The 13,956-nt window shown below is 57.4% G+C and carries 11 protein-coding genes and 1 tRNA gene; all 12 read left to right on the top strand.

Annotated elements, in window-relative coordinates:
* The first annotated feature begins 66 nt into the window (after positions 1 to 66).
* The 12 genes from C1926_RS17955 (at position 67) to C1926_RS21875 (ending at position 13,812) form a co-directional block, all read left to right on the top strand.
* On the top strand, positions 67 to 1,071 hold the full coding sequence (locus tag C1926_RS17955; protein WP_108760134.1) for a 2-hydroxyacid dehydrogenase: 1,005 nt from the start codon (positions 67 to 69) through the stop codon (positions 1,069 to 1,071).
* 36 nt (positions 1,072 to 1,107) lie between these two features.
* Positions 1,108 to 1,183: transfer RNA gene (locus tag C1926_RS17950), tRNA-Thr, on the top strand.
* Between the two features lie 359 nt (positions 1,184 to 1,542).
* Positions 1,543 to 1,914 carry an RHS repeat-associated core domain-containing protein gene (locus C1926_RS17945; protein ID WP_254057322.1) on the top strand — a complete coding sequence of 124 codons (372 nt, stop codon included), beginning with the start codon at positions 1,543 to 1,545 and terminating at the stop codon, positions 1,912 to 1,914.
* Between the two features lie 18 nt (positions 1,915 to 1,932).
* Positions 1,933 to 2,271, top strand: a complete 339-nt coding sequence (locus C1926_RS21625) for a hypothetical protein (RefSeq protein ID WP_159095149.1) — start codon at positions 1,933 to 1,935, stop codon at positions 2,269 to 2,271.
* Positions 2,268 to 2,795 carry a hypothetical protein gene (locus tag C1926_RS21620; protein ID WP_159095148.1) on the top strand — a complete coding sequence of 176 codons (528 nt, stop codon included), beginning with the start codon at positions 2,268 to 2,270 and terminating at the stop codon, positions 2,793 to 2,795. The genes C1926_RS21625 and C1926_RS21620 overlap by 4 nt, the downstream gene beginning before the upstream one ends.
* 460 nt (positions 2,796 to 3,255) lie before the next feature.
* Entirely contained in the window at positions 3,256 to 4,188 is a 933-nt protein-coding gene (locus tag C1926_RS17935; RefSeq protein ID WP_108760132.1) for an RHS repeat-associated core domain-containing protein, read from the top strand.
* Positions 4,188 to 4,544 carry a hypothetical protein gene (locus tag C1926_RS21615; RefSeq protein ID WP_159095147.1) on the top strand — a complete coding sequence of 119 codons (357 nt, stop codon included), beginning with the start codon at positions 4,188 to 4,190 and terminating at the stop codon, positions 4,542 to 4,544. The genes C1926_RS17935 and C1926_RS21615 overlap by 1 nt, the downstream gene beginning before the upstream one ends.
* Positions 4,545 to 4,755: 211 nt before the next feature.
* Positions 4,756 to 4,995, top strand: coding sequence for a hypothetical protein (locus tag C1926_RS17930; RefSeq protein WP_108760131.1), 240 nt, complete (start codon positions 4,756 to 4,758; stop codon positions 4,993 to 4,995).
* 184 nt (positions 4,996 to 5,179) lie between these two features.
* Entirely contained in the window at positions 5,180 to 5,821 is a 642-nt protein-coding gene (locus C1926_RS21880; RefSeq protein ID WP_301554047.1) for a putative toxin, read from the top strand.
* Entirely contained in the window at positions 5,818 to 6,252 is a 435-nt protein-coding gene (locus C1926_RS21605; protein ID WP_159095146.1) for a hypothetical protein, read from the top strand. The genes C1926_RS21880 and C1926_RS21605 overlap by 4 nt, the downstream gene beginning before the upstream one ends.
* An 894-nt stretch (positions 6,253 to 7,146) precedes the next feature.
* Positions 7,147 to 12,396 carry an RHS repeat domain-containing protein gene (locus C1926_RS17920; protein WP_159095145.1) on the top strand — a complete coding sequence of 1,750 codons (5,250 nt, stop codon included), beginning with the start codon at positions 7,147 to 7,149 and terminating at the stop codon, positions 12,394 to 12,396.
* 516 nt (positions 12,397 to 12,912) lie between these two features.
* Positions 12,913 to 13,812, top strand: a complete 900-nt coding sequence (locus C1926_RS21875) for an RHS repeat-associated core domain-containing protein (protein WP_254057321.1) — start codon at positions 12,913 to 12,915, stop codon at positions 13,810 to 13,812.
* Positions 13,813 to 13,956 lie beyond the last annotated feature (144 nt).

Genomic DNA, 13,956 nt, shown 5'->3' with positions numbered 1-13,956 from the left:
CGCACCGGCGGCAGCATTGCCGCCGGTGCGCTATGGTCTGCGCAGGATTCCCGTGCAGGCCCGCCCATGCAGATCGCCGTCTTCAGCGCCCGTCCCTACGACCGCCGCTTCCTGGAAGAAGCCAACGCGCGCGATGGCGCCGGGCAGGGCTTCCGGTTCGTCCACTTCGATGCCGCGCTGGACGTGCACACCGCCGCACTGGCGCAGGACTGCGCCGCCGTCTGCGTATTCGTCAACGACCGCCTTGATGCCCCCGTGCTGCAGGCGCTGCATGCACAGGGCGTGCGCGCCGTGCTGCTGCGCTGCGCGGGCTTCAACAATGTCGACCTGGCCGAGGCCGCGCGCCTGGGCCTGTTCGTCGCCCGCGTGCCGGCCTATTCGCCCGAGGCCGTGGCCGAACACGCGCTGGCGCTGGTGATGACCCTCAACCGGCAGACCCACCGCGCCTACAACCGCGTGCGCGAAGGCAACTTCATGCTGGATGGCCTGCTGGGCCGCACCCTGCACGGGCGCACGGTGGGCATCGTCGGTACCGGCAAGATCGGCTTGGCCACCGCGCGCATCTTTCGTGGCATGGGCTGTACGGTGCTCGGCCATGACCCGTACCCATCAGCGGATTTCGCCGGGCTGGGGGACATGGTCGCGCTGGACGAACTGCTGGCGCGCGCGGATATCGTTTCGCTGCACTGCCCGCTGACACCCGACACCCAGCACCTCATCAACGACGCCTCGCTGGCGCGCATGAAGCCCGGCGCGATGCTGGTCAACACCTCGCGTGGCGGCCTGGTGGATACCCACGCGGTGATCCGCGCGCTGAAGTCGCGCCGGCTGGGCCATCTGGCCATCGACGTCTACGAGCAGGAAAGCGCGCTGTTCTTCCAGGACCTGTCCGGCGAGATCATCGACGACGAGGCCTTCCAGCGCCTGATGACCTTCCCCAACGTGCTGGTGACCGGCCACCAGGGCTTCTTCACCGTGGAGGCGCTGCAGGAGATCTCGGCCATCACCCTGGGCAACCTGGCTGATTTCGCCGCCGGGCGGGCCTGTGGCAACCGGGTAGGGTCGGATTGACCGGCGGGGTGGGCTACCCGTAAAATCGCCTGCTCAGCCGGAATAGCTCAGTTGGTAGAGCGGCGCATTCGTAATGCGTAGGTCGCAGGTTCGACTCCTGTTTCCGGCACCAGTTGTAGAAAAGCCCCGGCCTTGGTCGGGGCTTTTTTTTGCTCTGGTAGCGCCGGGCCATGCCCGGCGGAATGCTGGTTCTCTGGTAGTGCCAGCCCATGGCTGGCAGCCCCCAATTTCCGAATCTCGCAGCCCACCAGCCCGCCGGCTTCCCAGGCGCTTAGCGCCGCGCCCTGTTCCTGACCTGGCAACCGCAGCCATGCATTCCTGTGCTATGAATATCAAGCCTTGCTTCAAGGCTCTTTCAGGGATTGGAAGGATGCGCAGGCTAGGGGAACTGCAGGCGGTTTGTCGTCCCGCTTCAGGGGATTTGAAGTTCGAATTCGGAAGTCGGGAGCATTAGGCTCCTGGCTGTGCTGCGTGCTGCTCATTGGCCTTGGCGTGTCGACATCCGCTATCGCCCGGACGACGGTTACATACATCCACCCGGACGCCTTGGCTTCGGTTGTGGCCGAGAGCGACGCCAATGGCAACGTGATCAAGCGCTATGACTACGAGCCTTACGGCGCCGTGGTGGGTGGACAGGCCACGGACGGGCCGGGGTATACCGGGCACGTAAGTGACTCGGCTACCGGGCTGAACTACATGCAGCAGCGCTACATGGACCCGCAGTTGGGGGTGTTCCTGTCCGTGGATCCTGTGGCGGCGTATAGCAATCCGATAGGGCAGTTCAATCGGTACCGGTACGCGAACAGCAATCCGTACAAGTTCACGGATCCGGATGGGCGGTAGAGCATTGCTGCATGCGGAATGAATCCTGCAAATGCTGCAGCATGCGCTGAAGCCGGTATCGCGACGGGGGGAGGGGCCTCAGGAGCAGGGGGGACCAGTGGCGGCGGTAACGGCGATGTTCATCCTGGTGGTCAGGAGGCTGCCGACGCGGCATGGGATAGCATCAAAGGTGTAGGTGAAACAAAACGCTATGAAGATCGACATGGCAATGTAACCGAGGTCAAGGATCTCGATGGTGGTGGTGTGGCTGACAGGCACACGAGTACAAAGAGTGATCACAAAGGTGCGCCCACCATTAAGATTCGTGATGCAGAAAGTAAAGTTATTCAAACCACGCGCTATGAGAAGAGTCAATGAATCAGGAATCGAATTGCGTTGATCGCAATGAGGTGGAGAAAATGCTGAGTGATCAGCAGTTCCCAGCTTTCCCTTTCAAGGACGAGACATGGCGAGGGCTGTTCTTCAATCGTGATCTTCATGGGCTTGGAGGGGTGCCAAAAAGCATCTTTGATGCCTTGATAAACCAGCTCGAAGCGCGAGGCGCGATGCCGCTGTGGTTTGTTCCTGCGGTAACAGTAAGCTCGGGCGAGGATGTGTTTCCGTATGCCGATATCGATGGGTGGGGTCGATATGTTGATCTTCTTGGCTGTTTAGGTTTCTTTCCGGAGTACTACTTGGTACCAGCTGATCGATCAATTCTGCTGTGGTTTGATCCTGAGACAGTTCTGGTGGGCGGTGGAGCAGAATTAATCAGCGCGATTGCGGGTAACTGTGGCGGGGAGGAACTGGCGCGACTCTCGGTAAAGGAGTTTGGTGTCACATTGGATGATCACTGTTCTGATGTAGCAGTTTTTATCAAGCGCATCAGTGGCCTGGATTGATCTCGAGAGCTGCTCGTGGAAAATGCGGAATGGGAGCCATGGAAGCAGTCGGTAAACGTTAGACACGGTGCCCCGCAAGTGTGGGTGTTGGACATCCGTTTGGTCACGGACAACAACGTGCAGCTCTACATTGAGGATGGAGAGGTGTTTGAAGTGAACCTGAGTAGAGTGTAGGTCGCAGGTTCGACTCCTGTTTCCGGCACCAGTTGTAGAAAAGCCCCGGCCCAGGTCGGGGCTTTTTTTGTGCTGGTAGCGCCGGGCCATGGCCGGCGGGATGCCGGCCCCAGTAGTGCCAGCCCATGGCTGGCAGCCCCCAATTTCCGAATCTCGCTGCCCACCAGCCCGCCGGCGTCCCAGGCGCTTAGCGCCGCGCCCTGTTCCTGACCTGGCAACCTCAGCCGGCCATTTCCGTGCTATGAATACCCAGCCTTGCTTCAAGGCTCTTTCAGGGATTGGAAGGATGCGCAGGTTCGGGGGAACTGCAGGCGGTGTGTCGACCCGCTTCAGAAGATTTGAAGATCAAATTCGCAAGTTGGGGGCATTTTGCACCTGGCTTTGCTGCGTGCTGCTCATTGGTCTTTGCGTGTCGCCAGCCGCAATGGCGCAGACGACAGTCACCTACATCCACACGGACGCGCTGGGCTCTGTTGTGGCTGAAAGCGATGCCAACGGCAATGTGATCAGACGCTATGACTATGAGCCCTACGGGGCTGTGGTCGGTGGTCAGGTCACGGACGGGCCGGGGTATACCGGGCACGTAAGTGACTCGGCTACCGGCCTGAGCTACATGCAGCAGCGCTACATGGACCCGCAGTTGGGTGTGTTCCTGTCGGTGGACCCGGTAACGGCGTATGAGCAGCCTGTGGGGGCGTTTAATCGCTACTGGTACGCGGCGAACAACCCTTACAGGTTTACTGATCCAGATGGACGGGCGGTCGGTGATCCATTCTTGACGAGAAGAGAGGCCGCTAAGGATGCCATTGTTTCAACGAACCCTAATTCAAAGTCTGAGAATCGAGAATATGCTGCGAGGATTTATAAAGTAGGCGAAAAATACTACTCGAGTCCTGCGGTTCGAGGTTCGGAAGATGGTGCCAACCCTCATGCGAGTCCAGTGCCGGAGGGTGCTGAGGTGGTGGGTGATTGGCATACCCATGCGGAGTACTCAATCAAAAATCCGGACGGAACGATTGTTGCTACAGGTGATCCTGCAAGAGATCATTTCGATAGTGATAATTTTTCGGAGACTGATAGGAGTGGGATAAGGGGGGATGCTGCTGCGAAGGCGCTTGCGGCTCCAGCAGGTTCTGATGATTATCGAGGATATCTGGGGACGCCTGGTGGCGTAGTTAAAGAGTACGATCCGGTTGCGCGTACAACGGAGGAGTTGTGATGAGAATTCTGTGGCATGGGTACATTGCACTTGGAGTGGTGCTTTGGGTTGCACTAATCGTTGGTGCCGTTTCGGCGCGAGAGAGTGATATGCCCAATAATGCAGAAATTGCGCTTGGCGGCACTGAATTGGTGGCGTTGGCTAGCGCGCTCCGTGAATTTCAAAAATTAGGGGCAGCGCTGGAGGGATATTCTGTTGTGATTCGACCTGATGGTGAAGGTTCGGAGTTGATTTTTTTGCCAAAAAGGGCGGTGGGTGATGAGGGGGTTAGGGGGGGCGGGACGCAACATGGAAAAGAAATCCATTACTTTATTTCTTCCGATGGAGTGGTTACTCGAATTTCCTATGCTAGGTAGGATCCGAATGCGGGTTCCCGCATGGGGTTTAGGTCAAAGCGCAGGAGAGGGTGAGTGCGGCAGACAGAATCAAAGACCGGGTTGCCGATCAGACGGAGGCAAAGAGCGCGTTCAATACACCTCAAACCGGGAACAATCCGAACCACCATGCTGTGGAACTCCCCAAGCCAGTAACGGAGAAAGTGGCTCAAAAGTTCAGTGAGGTTTGCAAATGAAGATCGACTTGATTGTGGAATGGTACGACGGTGAGTTGCAGCAAGTCATGGAAGATGGTGGTCGATACTTCTACGCAATCTGTGTGGAGGCGAATTTCAGCAAACCCTTGCAGGATAGAGTCTACTTCGTGATCAATATTATTGCGCAGGAAAAGCACATGATTAAGCGCTTTCTCGCTGATGCAGATATGGATGGCCTTGATCGTCTGCTGCGCGATGAACTGTACGGTCGCTGAGGTGCGATTTTCTTGGGTTGCCCAAACGATTGGAGGTTGGAGTCGGCTGATTTCAGTATTGAGTCAGCCCCCTATCTTAAATTCTTCGCGTTGCCAGTCGTCGACGCGCTGGCGGCCTGAATCTATGGATGGCGGCATCGTTATGGGTAATTTCCGCCCCGCTGGTTAACTAAGGCAGCGGCACATTGACCCGAAGTTGGGTGTGTTCCTGTCGGTGGACCCGGTAACGGCGTATGAGCAGCCTGTGGGGCAGTTCAATCGGTATCGGTATGCGAACGGTAATCCGTACAAATTCACAGATCCGGATGGGCGGCAGAGTCTGCCGCGTTCGGTCTACGAAACGGACTGGACGAAGCCTGAAACTAGACAAGCGTTCCGCGAAGCAGCCTCGATGGTCGCGGACTTCACCCCTATCGTCGGGGACGTCAAGGGGGCGATTACTGCGGTTCAAGATCCTTCTGCTATCAACATAGCTGCCGCAGCCGTTGGCCTAGTCCCCATCGTGGGTGATGGCGCTGGCGCGATGGCACGAGGGGTAGCGTCGGAAGTAAGAGTTCTTGGAGCGATTGGTGAAGTCAAGAATACGGATAAGGCGCTGACCTCGCACGGGGTGACAATTCCTGATTTCGAGAATTCTCGACAGGTTGGCGAAATTAAGGATACAAAACGACTATCTGATTCGTCGCAACTCAGAGCGCAGCGGGAACATGCTCAGGCGACTGGGCGAGAGCATGTTGTCGTCACGGGCACAAATACTAAGGTAAGCTCTACGGTGGAACGGCAGTCAACAGTTGTTCGACGAGATGACTTAGGACCTAAAAGATGACGCCCAAAGAGCAAGTCGAGATAATACTCGAAGACATGCTGAAGTTCGCCAGAAAGATGCTTGCAGAGCATGGAGAGTTTCATCCATTTGGAGTTTACCTTGCTTCTACTGGAGATATGGTGCATACGGGTGTCAAGATGGATGGTGGAGGCGCCGCAGATCGGATGAGGCTGCTTCAGTTGGCGCTGCAGGAGCGGAAGGGTTGTGCGATCGCATACGGCATAGCTTCCAATGTATGGTTGCCGCAGAATGATGGTTCTGGTCTGGATGCGGTTAAAGTGTTCTTGGAGCATCGGGATGGATATTGTGCGGAAGTGTTCTGCCCGTATGACCTATCCAAGAGTGATCCGCTGATAGTTGCGGAAATTTTTGCTCAAGAAGGCGATCCAGTCTTCTTCTCCCGCTCGCCCGCTGACGATGAGAGGTGTTGAGCCTGACCGCTGAATGCCTGGTAGCGCCGTTCGATAGGTGAGTCGTTGTGGCGTAGGTCGCAGGTTCGACTCCTGTTTCCGGCACCAGCTGTAGAAAAGCCCCGGCCTTGGTCGGGGCTTTTTTTGTGCTCTGGTAGCGCTGCGCCATGCCCGGCGGAGTGCCGACCCCAGTAGTGCCAGCCCATGGCTGGCAGTCCCCCGATTTCCGAACCCTCCAGCCTGCTGGCTCCTCCGACCTTCCAGTCGCTTGGTCTCCCCACTGTTTCTGAACCAAAAACCGCAGCCGGCAATACCTTTGCTATGAATACCAGCCTTGCTCTGAGGCATCTTAGGGAATTTCAGCCGCTCTCACGTTCGAGGTCTGATCATGGCTATCGGATCCGGATGGACGGATCCTCAAGTAGGCGGAGTCGACCGACAAGCTCTGGCCTATGGATCTCGTGATTTATCGCACTGCCGAAGAGCCGTTTAGATAAAGTCGGGAATGTAATGAGCCTGGTTGCTGAAAGCAGGGCGCGTCGCGCCTGTGCATGGCCCGTCGATGCTCTCTCCAAGCAAAGATAGGAGTGACTGCGATTGGGCGTGGCTGCCGGGCATCTCGAGAGCGATGGTGACCAGCAGTGCTTCGCATCTGATGGATACCGTCTCCCCAGTCCTGAAAATCCAGCGCTCAGGGTAAATTGTTCAGGGCATCCCTGACGGGGAGCCTCCAGAGCGCCTGGTTCAAGCCGTCCTATGAAAGCTCAAAGCTCATTCTTTCAAGACGAACTTTTGAGGCGAAGGCTGTGCTAACGTCGCGATTGCGAGGCGCTGAGCAGTGCTGCGCTCGCATGGGGCTGGTCCGGCGTAACGCGGGATCTCGGGGTTGATGGATTCATAATCAAGGAAGGCGTTGTGATCAAAGGATTGCATGCTTCTGCAGTGCGTTGTCTCGTTGTTCTGGCTGCAGGCATGGGGCTGCCGTTTCCCGGTGCTCTTTCCGCGCAGACGGTGGCAGACGGAATTCATCCCTATCTGGAGTACCAGAAGCGGGTCAAGGCAGCGGAGTCGCTATCTGCACTCGATACCGGCCTGTTTGGTGAAGGGGTAAGTCTCTACGACGGCAGTACTCAGTTTCGTGTCGTGGAGATTGATCTTCCGGGAAATAGTGAGCTACCGGTCCAGCTATCGAGGCGGCTTAACGTACAGCTGCAGCCTCAGGGAACCATCAGGGATCACGATGCCCGCTTGCTTGGCTTGGGCAACTGGGACATTGATGTTCCTTATGTGACGGCCACATATGCAAGCTCATCCGGGCTTCCTGCTCAGATATGCACTGTCGGTAGCGTTCCTGGTGGAGGAGTGTTCAGTGTCCGCGAATTCTGGAGCGGGTTGAACGTCCATCTGCCTGGGCGCGGCGACACCGCAATGCTTTCCATCGTCTCCGGGACCCCATTGCCTACAGGCGGTGTGAGTACGCGATTGACGACAAAGGAGCGGGATGCGATTGACTGCATCAGCATGAACGGTGGTAGTAGAGATGGTTTTCGACTCACCACGAGCTCCGGTGAGAAGTACTACTTCAACCAGCTCACCACCCGTCGGGAGGCACCGCTGCAAAAGGGAGTTCCGAGGACGGACGGATCGCCTCCGATCTCGATGATGCTTGAACGTACTCGCTACTACATGCTGGCTACCCGAATTGAAGATCGGTTCGGCAACAGTGTTCAGTTCACTTACAACGCCAATGGTCACCCTACTCGTATATGGGCGAACGATGGCCGGGAAATTACTTTTACCTACGACCAGCAACGCATGGCTGGCGCCAGCGTCAACGGACGTTCGTGGACGTTTCAATACAACGATGGGCAGGTCGAAAAACAGTTGATCCGTGTTGTCAGGCCTGACAGTAGTACATGGTCCTACAGCTACTCGGATACATTGCTGCCCGCCGCACCTGCGAACATCGATTCGCTTCCACTGGCACCGTGGTGCAGAAGCGCTCAGCTGCCGCTGTCGGCATCGTACGTGATCGTCGCCACCCATCCTGCTGGAGCCGTCGGTACATTCTCATTCTCCAATCGAAGGCATTGGCGCCAGGGTGTGCACCAGACGGAATGCAACAGGAAGGGCGTAGACCGGGAGAATCCTGAATATGTTCTCGAAGTGCCAAACTACTTCGACGTGTTGAGCATTACGGATAAGTCGATTGCGGGCCCAGGGCTCGATACGATGCGCTGGAGCTATGACTTCGGTGGCACACCTTCGACGTTCTGGGGCACTGAGACGGAGTCCCCCGTGTATCCATGCACTACGTGTACGCGGACGAAGGTAGTGCATGTTGGGCGCCCGGACGGGACAACCCAACGGCTTACCTTTGGCAATCTCTATATGTTCAATGACGGCCAGGAGCTTGGGGAACAGCTGTTGGACGCCCAAGGGCAGGTCGTGCAGAGTCGGACAAATGAGTACCTCGCCGAGAACGCTGTTGCCGGCCAGCCGTTTATTGGTGTGTTCGGCAGCATCCTCGGCGGTTTGAGCGATCCTGCAACTGCTCGTATCCGACCGCTTACGCAGACGTTGCTGCAACAGGACGGGACTGACTATCTTTGGCAGGTCAAAGCATTCGACCGGTTTGCACGGCCCACGGAGCGTGTGCGGACCGGTCCCAGTGGATCCGTGCGCGAGCGCCTTGACTATCATGACAATACTGATCTCTGGGTTTTGGGGCAGCTTGCAAAGCTGACGGACCTTGGCAGTGGCAGGGTCGTTGCCGAGGCCGCGTTCGACGCCAAAGCGATGCCAGCGGAGACCTATGCATTTGGGAGGCGCACGCAGACGAGGACATACCAGCCCGACGGCACGATAGGGGCGCTCTCGGATCCAAACGGAAAGACGACAACTCTGTCTGGATGGAAGCGTGGCATTCCTGCCTTGGTGCAATACCCGGATTCGACCTCGTCGCGCGTCAGCATTGATGATAACGGCTGGATCTTAAGCTCAACCGACGAGAACGGCTTCACCACAAGCTATGGCTACGATGCACTGGGCAGAGTGTCCAGTGTGAGCTATCCGGTGGGCGACTCGGTCGCCTGGGCGCCGATTGGTCGAACGTTTGTCCAGATCGGTCAGGTTGAATACGGTGTGGGCGCCGGCCACTGGCGGCAAATAACGACCATCGGAGGCGGGCGCGCGGAGACCTACTACGACGCGCTTTGGCGTCCGTTGATTACACGTGAATATGACGTATCAGACATACAAGGGACGCAGCGATTCCAGCGCTTTGCTTATGATCATGAAGGAAAGCAGCTGTTCGCCTCATATCCAGGTAGCAGGCATGATCTAGTCACAGGAAACTGGAGCGAGTATGACGCGCTTGGGCGTAGAACGGCGGCTGTCCAAGACAGTGAGCTGGGTGCAATTGTTGCATTGACGGAGTACCTGCCCGGCTCCCGAACCAGATTTACTGACGCGCGTGGAAAGCAGACGACCACCAGTTTCCAATCGTATGACAAGCCCCAGTTTGAGGCGCCCATTGCGATTGCCAAGCCGGAGGGCGTCGTGCTGGACATTGCACGCGACGTCTTCGGAAAGCCGACCAGCGTCACTCAGCGTAGCGCTGATGGTGCGGTTTCCTTGACGCGACGCTATGTGTATGACGCGAACCAGCGTCTTTGTAAGACAGTCGAGCCGGAGACGGGGGCGACAGTTGTGGGCTACGATGCTGCCGACAACGTATTGTGGTCCGCAGCGGGAACAAGTCTGCTGAATGCTACGAACTGTGACAGCGCAGCCGCGTATGCATCCGGCCGGAGGGTGGATCGGACCTATGATGCTCGAAATCGCTTAAAGAGCCTCGCCTTCCCCGACGGTAATGGCAATCAGGACTGGACATACACTGCCGATGGCTTGCCTCAGCAGGTCTCCACCCAGAACGGTATCAGCCTTGGGCCAGTCGTCAATACCTACGTATACAACAGGCGACGCCTGCTGATAGGCGAAAATGTCGCCGTGACAGGCGTGTTCGACTGGGCGATGGGCTATGGATATGACACGAGGGGCGCCGCTGCAAGCGTTCAGTATCCGAGCGGGCTATCGGTCGCAATGGCACCCAACGGTCTGGGGCAGCCTACGCGTGCGGGTGGCTTCGCTCTTGGCGTGTCTTACTATCCTGGTGGTGGCATGCGGCAATTCACCTATGGAAATGGCATCGTTCATTCCATGACGCAGAATGCGCGTCAGCTTCCTGCGAGGTCCACGGACTCGGGGGGAGCCATGGACAACAGCTACAGCTACGATGCGAATGGCAATGTCACCGTGATCGGGGATGCCCTGAGTTCCGTGCGCAAACGTTCCATGCAGTACGACGATCTGGATAGGCTGACACAGGCGGCGTCCATGGCCTTTGGTGGCGATGGTGTGATGCGTTACAGCTACGACGCGCTTGATAACATGCGGTCGGCGCGGCTTGCTGGCGTTAAGGACCATGGTTACTGGTATGACGCAAGCAACCGGCTCACCAATGTGCAGTCCGCGACGGGTTCAACCATTATGGGGTTGAGCTACGACGCTCAGGGTAATCTGGCGTCGCGTAATGGACAGATCTTTCGATTCGATTTTGGTAATAGACTGCGCGAAGTCGTGGGGTCTGAAGAATATGCATATGACGCAAATGGTCGCCGAGTCCTGAGTAAAGCGGCTGGTGGCGATGTCATTTCCATGTACGACAGTGCAGGCGTACTCCGCCGCCAGGAAAGCCAGCGGACAGGCGAGGGCACGGAGTACATTCACCTCAACGGAAGTCTCCTTGCGAAGTCGACAACCTCTGTAGCGCCCGGGGTCCCGGTCGTTTCCGCGCCGTCCTTCAGCAGTAACGGAACTTTCCAGGTCAGTTGGTCCTCAGTCGCCGGCGTCTCTGCTTACGAACTGCAGCAGCGTGCGGGGCAGGGTGAATGGGCTGCGGCCTACCGTGGTGCAGCAAAGACCTGGACTGCTACGGGCAAGGCTGCGGGCAGCTACCAGTTGCGGGCCCGCGCGTGTCGTTCTTCCCTCTGCGGCGGCTGGAGTGCCGTAGCCACTGTCGTTGTGGAGTTGCCGCCAGCGCAAGCGCCTGTATTGACCGCGCCTTCAACCGCCAGTGGCGGCAATTACGTTGTCAGTTGGAGTGCGGTCGCGGGCGCAACTACCTACCGTCTGGATGAACAGAGGGGAGACGGCGCATGGGTGCAGATCCAGGATTCGGCCGAACGCACTCGGTCCTTCAGTGCAATGCCCCCTGGCGTTTACAGGTATGGAGTGCGTGCCTGCAACAATAGCGGATGTGGTAGTTACAGTAGCCGCATCCCTGTGCAGTCTGTGCATCTTCCGACTTCTGCCCCCGCCTTGGCCGCACCGTCAAAGTCGCTGGGTTCGTCCTACTCAATCAGTTGGTCAGCCGTTGCCAATTCTACTTCCTACCAACTTGACGAGCGCTCTAGTGGTGGGAGTTGGGCGACCATTGCCAATGGCTCATCGACGGCTCAAGCAGTTTCTGGCCGTGCTCAAGGAACGTACGAGTATCGGGTACGCGGTTGCGCTTCGGTGGGGTGTGGTCCCTACTCGGCGGTTGCTTCTGTCCAGGTAGTAGTCGCTCCGTCGGCAGTTCCTTCAATCAGTGCGCCTGAATCAAGTGGCACGGGAAGCTATGCCGTGACCTGGTCAACATCGGGACGGGCAACCTCCTATCAATTGCAAGAGCGGATCAACAGCGGGGGCTTTGCTGTCATCCAGAATAGTGGATTGCTGCAGCGCTCTTTCGGCGGCAAGGTCGATGGGACCTATGGCTATCGAGTCGCTGCGTGCAACGAGGCCGGTTGCAGCGGCTTTAGCGCGACGGCTTCCGTGGTGGTGGATCTGCCGCCGCCAGTGCCTGCGGCGCCACAGTTGATCAATGCCATGTACTTCTATTCCGGTGGGAACACCACCTACCAAGGCGGCTGGACGGCAGTTGCAGGGGCTACACGTTACGAGTTCAGCGGGGGTGCCGGCTGTGTCACCACTCGACTACTGTGCTCGGTTACCGTTCGTGGAGCTCCGAAAGTGGTGCCAAGTACCGTTCGCGCCTGCAACGACGTTGGGTGTTCCGTGCCATCGAACGCTGTGATTCCGGATAATGGTCTTGAGTGATCGCCTGTATTTTGTGTGCAGGAAGTTTAGTGGGCGCAGCCAGGTAACGTGCTTTAAATGTGCTTGGTCAGCTGGCTGCTCAAACCCAATCGCCCGGTTCGATCCGGGTTGCTAAGGGCGTTCGCGCTACTGCCGTGCTTCAGGACGGCTATGGCTATGGCGAATGAAGAGCGGATGGTCGAAGGTGTGATCCAAGAACGTCGATGATGCGCGCGCACGGCTCAGAGCTCCAGCCAGCGCGCGGGTCAAAGGACCGATTCGCTACTTCTTGATGAGAAGCCCCGGACTTGGTCGGGGCTTCTCTTTTGCTCTGGTAGTGCCAGCCCTCGGCTGGCAGCCCAGGATTTCCGAGCCTCGCGCTTTCCTCGCTTTACCCGATTCCCAAGTGCTTGCATTCCTGCCGTGTTCTGACATGGAGCCGCACCCGGCCATTTTCGTGCTATGAATACCCAGCCTTGCTTCAAGGCTCTTTCAGGGATTGGAAGGATGCGCAGGTTCGGGGGAACTGCAGGCGGTGTGTCGACCCGCTTCAGAGGATTTGAAGATCGATTTCGCAAGTCGGGGGCATTTTGCACCTGGCTGTGCTGCGTGCTGCTCATTGGCCTTGGCCTGTCGCCAGCGGTAGTCGCACAGACGACGGTCACCTACATCCACACGGACGCGCTGGGCTCTGTTGTCGCCGAGAGCGATGCCAATGGCAATGTGATCAAGCGCTATGACTACGAGCCATATGGGGCCGTGGTGGGTGGTCAGGTCACGGACGGGCCGGGGTATACCGGGCATGTAAGTGACTCGGCCACTGGCCTGAGCTACATGCAGCAGCGTTACATGGATCCGCAGCTGGGGGTGTTCCTGTCTGTGGATCCGGTGACGGCGTATGAGCAGCCGGTGGGGCAGTTCAATCGGTATCGGTATGCGAACGGCAATCCGTACAAATTCAAGGACCCGGATGGCCACAGTGCAACTCTCGTCGCGCCTATCGTGTTGGTGCCGATAATCATCGCCACAGGCTACTACGCGACGACTACCCCTCAGCAGCGTGAAAAAGCGGGCGAAGCTCTCATACGTGGAATAAAAGGCCTATTTCAGAAAAGTGAGTCGAACAATTCGAGTGGTGGGGAAGGTGGTGGCGTAAGACAACTCGGTGATCTGGAGCCAATTCATGATCCAAATCACTCTCAGAATGATCCTGCTATCGGAAAACTCTCTGACAAAGAGTTGGGAGACGCGATCAATAACCCGAAGAATGGCGATGAAGTTACGGTTCGAGGGAATAGGGTGCTCGACGGCAATACTAGGATCAACGAAGCGAAGGCTAGAGGTTGGTCGGATTCGACCAAGATTCCAGTTCGAGAGCTTGATGATAGTCCCATAAATGTTGATGACGATCCCTTGGGTCCATACAGAGGTCTGTGACGTGAATGATGAGTTCGAAGCGAGACGAAAAAGGGATGTAGTCCATCACATGCTTAGCTTGGCGCTTGTTGAAATAAGAGCTGCGGAATCAGGGGATGTTGCTAGGAGGATCGCAGGCGTTTTTCACGCTGTACCGGTAGCGCT

The sequence above is a fragment of the Stenotrophomonas sp. ZAC14A_NAIMI4_1 genome, from assembly GCF_003086915.1.
GTDB lineage: Bacteria > Pseudomonadota > Gammaproteobacteria > Xanthomonadales > Xanthomonadaceae > Stenotrophomonas.
Note: the sequence above shows the minus strand (reverse complement) of the source record. Positions and strands in the feature narration are given on the sequence as shown.

What these genes read in the sequence shown, in the direction of transcription:
- C1926_RS21625 (WP_159095149.1), top strand. Translation starts at nt 1,933, where the DNA reads ATGAATCCTGCAAATGCTGCAGCATGCGCTGAAGCCGGTATCGCGACG.
- C1926_RS21620 (WP_159095148.1), top strand. Translation starts at nt 2,268, where the DNA reads ATGAATCAGGAATCGAATTGCGTTGATCGCAATGAGGTGGAGAAAATG.
- C1926_RS17955 (WP_108760134.1), top strand. Translation starts at nt 67, where the DNA reads ATGCAGATCGCCGTCTTCAGCGCCCGTCCCTACGACCGCCGCTTCCTG.
- C1926_RS17930 (WP_108760131.1), top strand. Translation starts at nt 4,756, where the DNA reads ATGAAGATCGACTTGATTGTGGAATGGTACGACGGTGAGTTGCAGCAA.
- C1926_RS21615 (WP_159095147.1), top strand. Translation starts at nt 4,188, where the DNA reads ATGAGAATTCTGTGGCATGGGTACATTGCACTTGGAGTGGTGCTTTGG.
- C1926_RS21605 (WP_159095146.1), top strand. Translation starts at nt 5,818, where the DNA reads ATGACGCCCAAAGAGCAAGTCGAGATAATACTCGAAGACATGCTGAAG.
- C1926_RS17935 (WP_108760132.1), top strand. Translation starts at nt 3,256, where the DNA reads ATGCGCAGGTTCGGGGGAACTGCAGGCGGTGTGTCGACCCGCTTCAGA.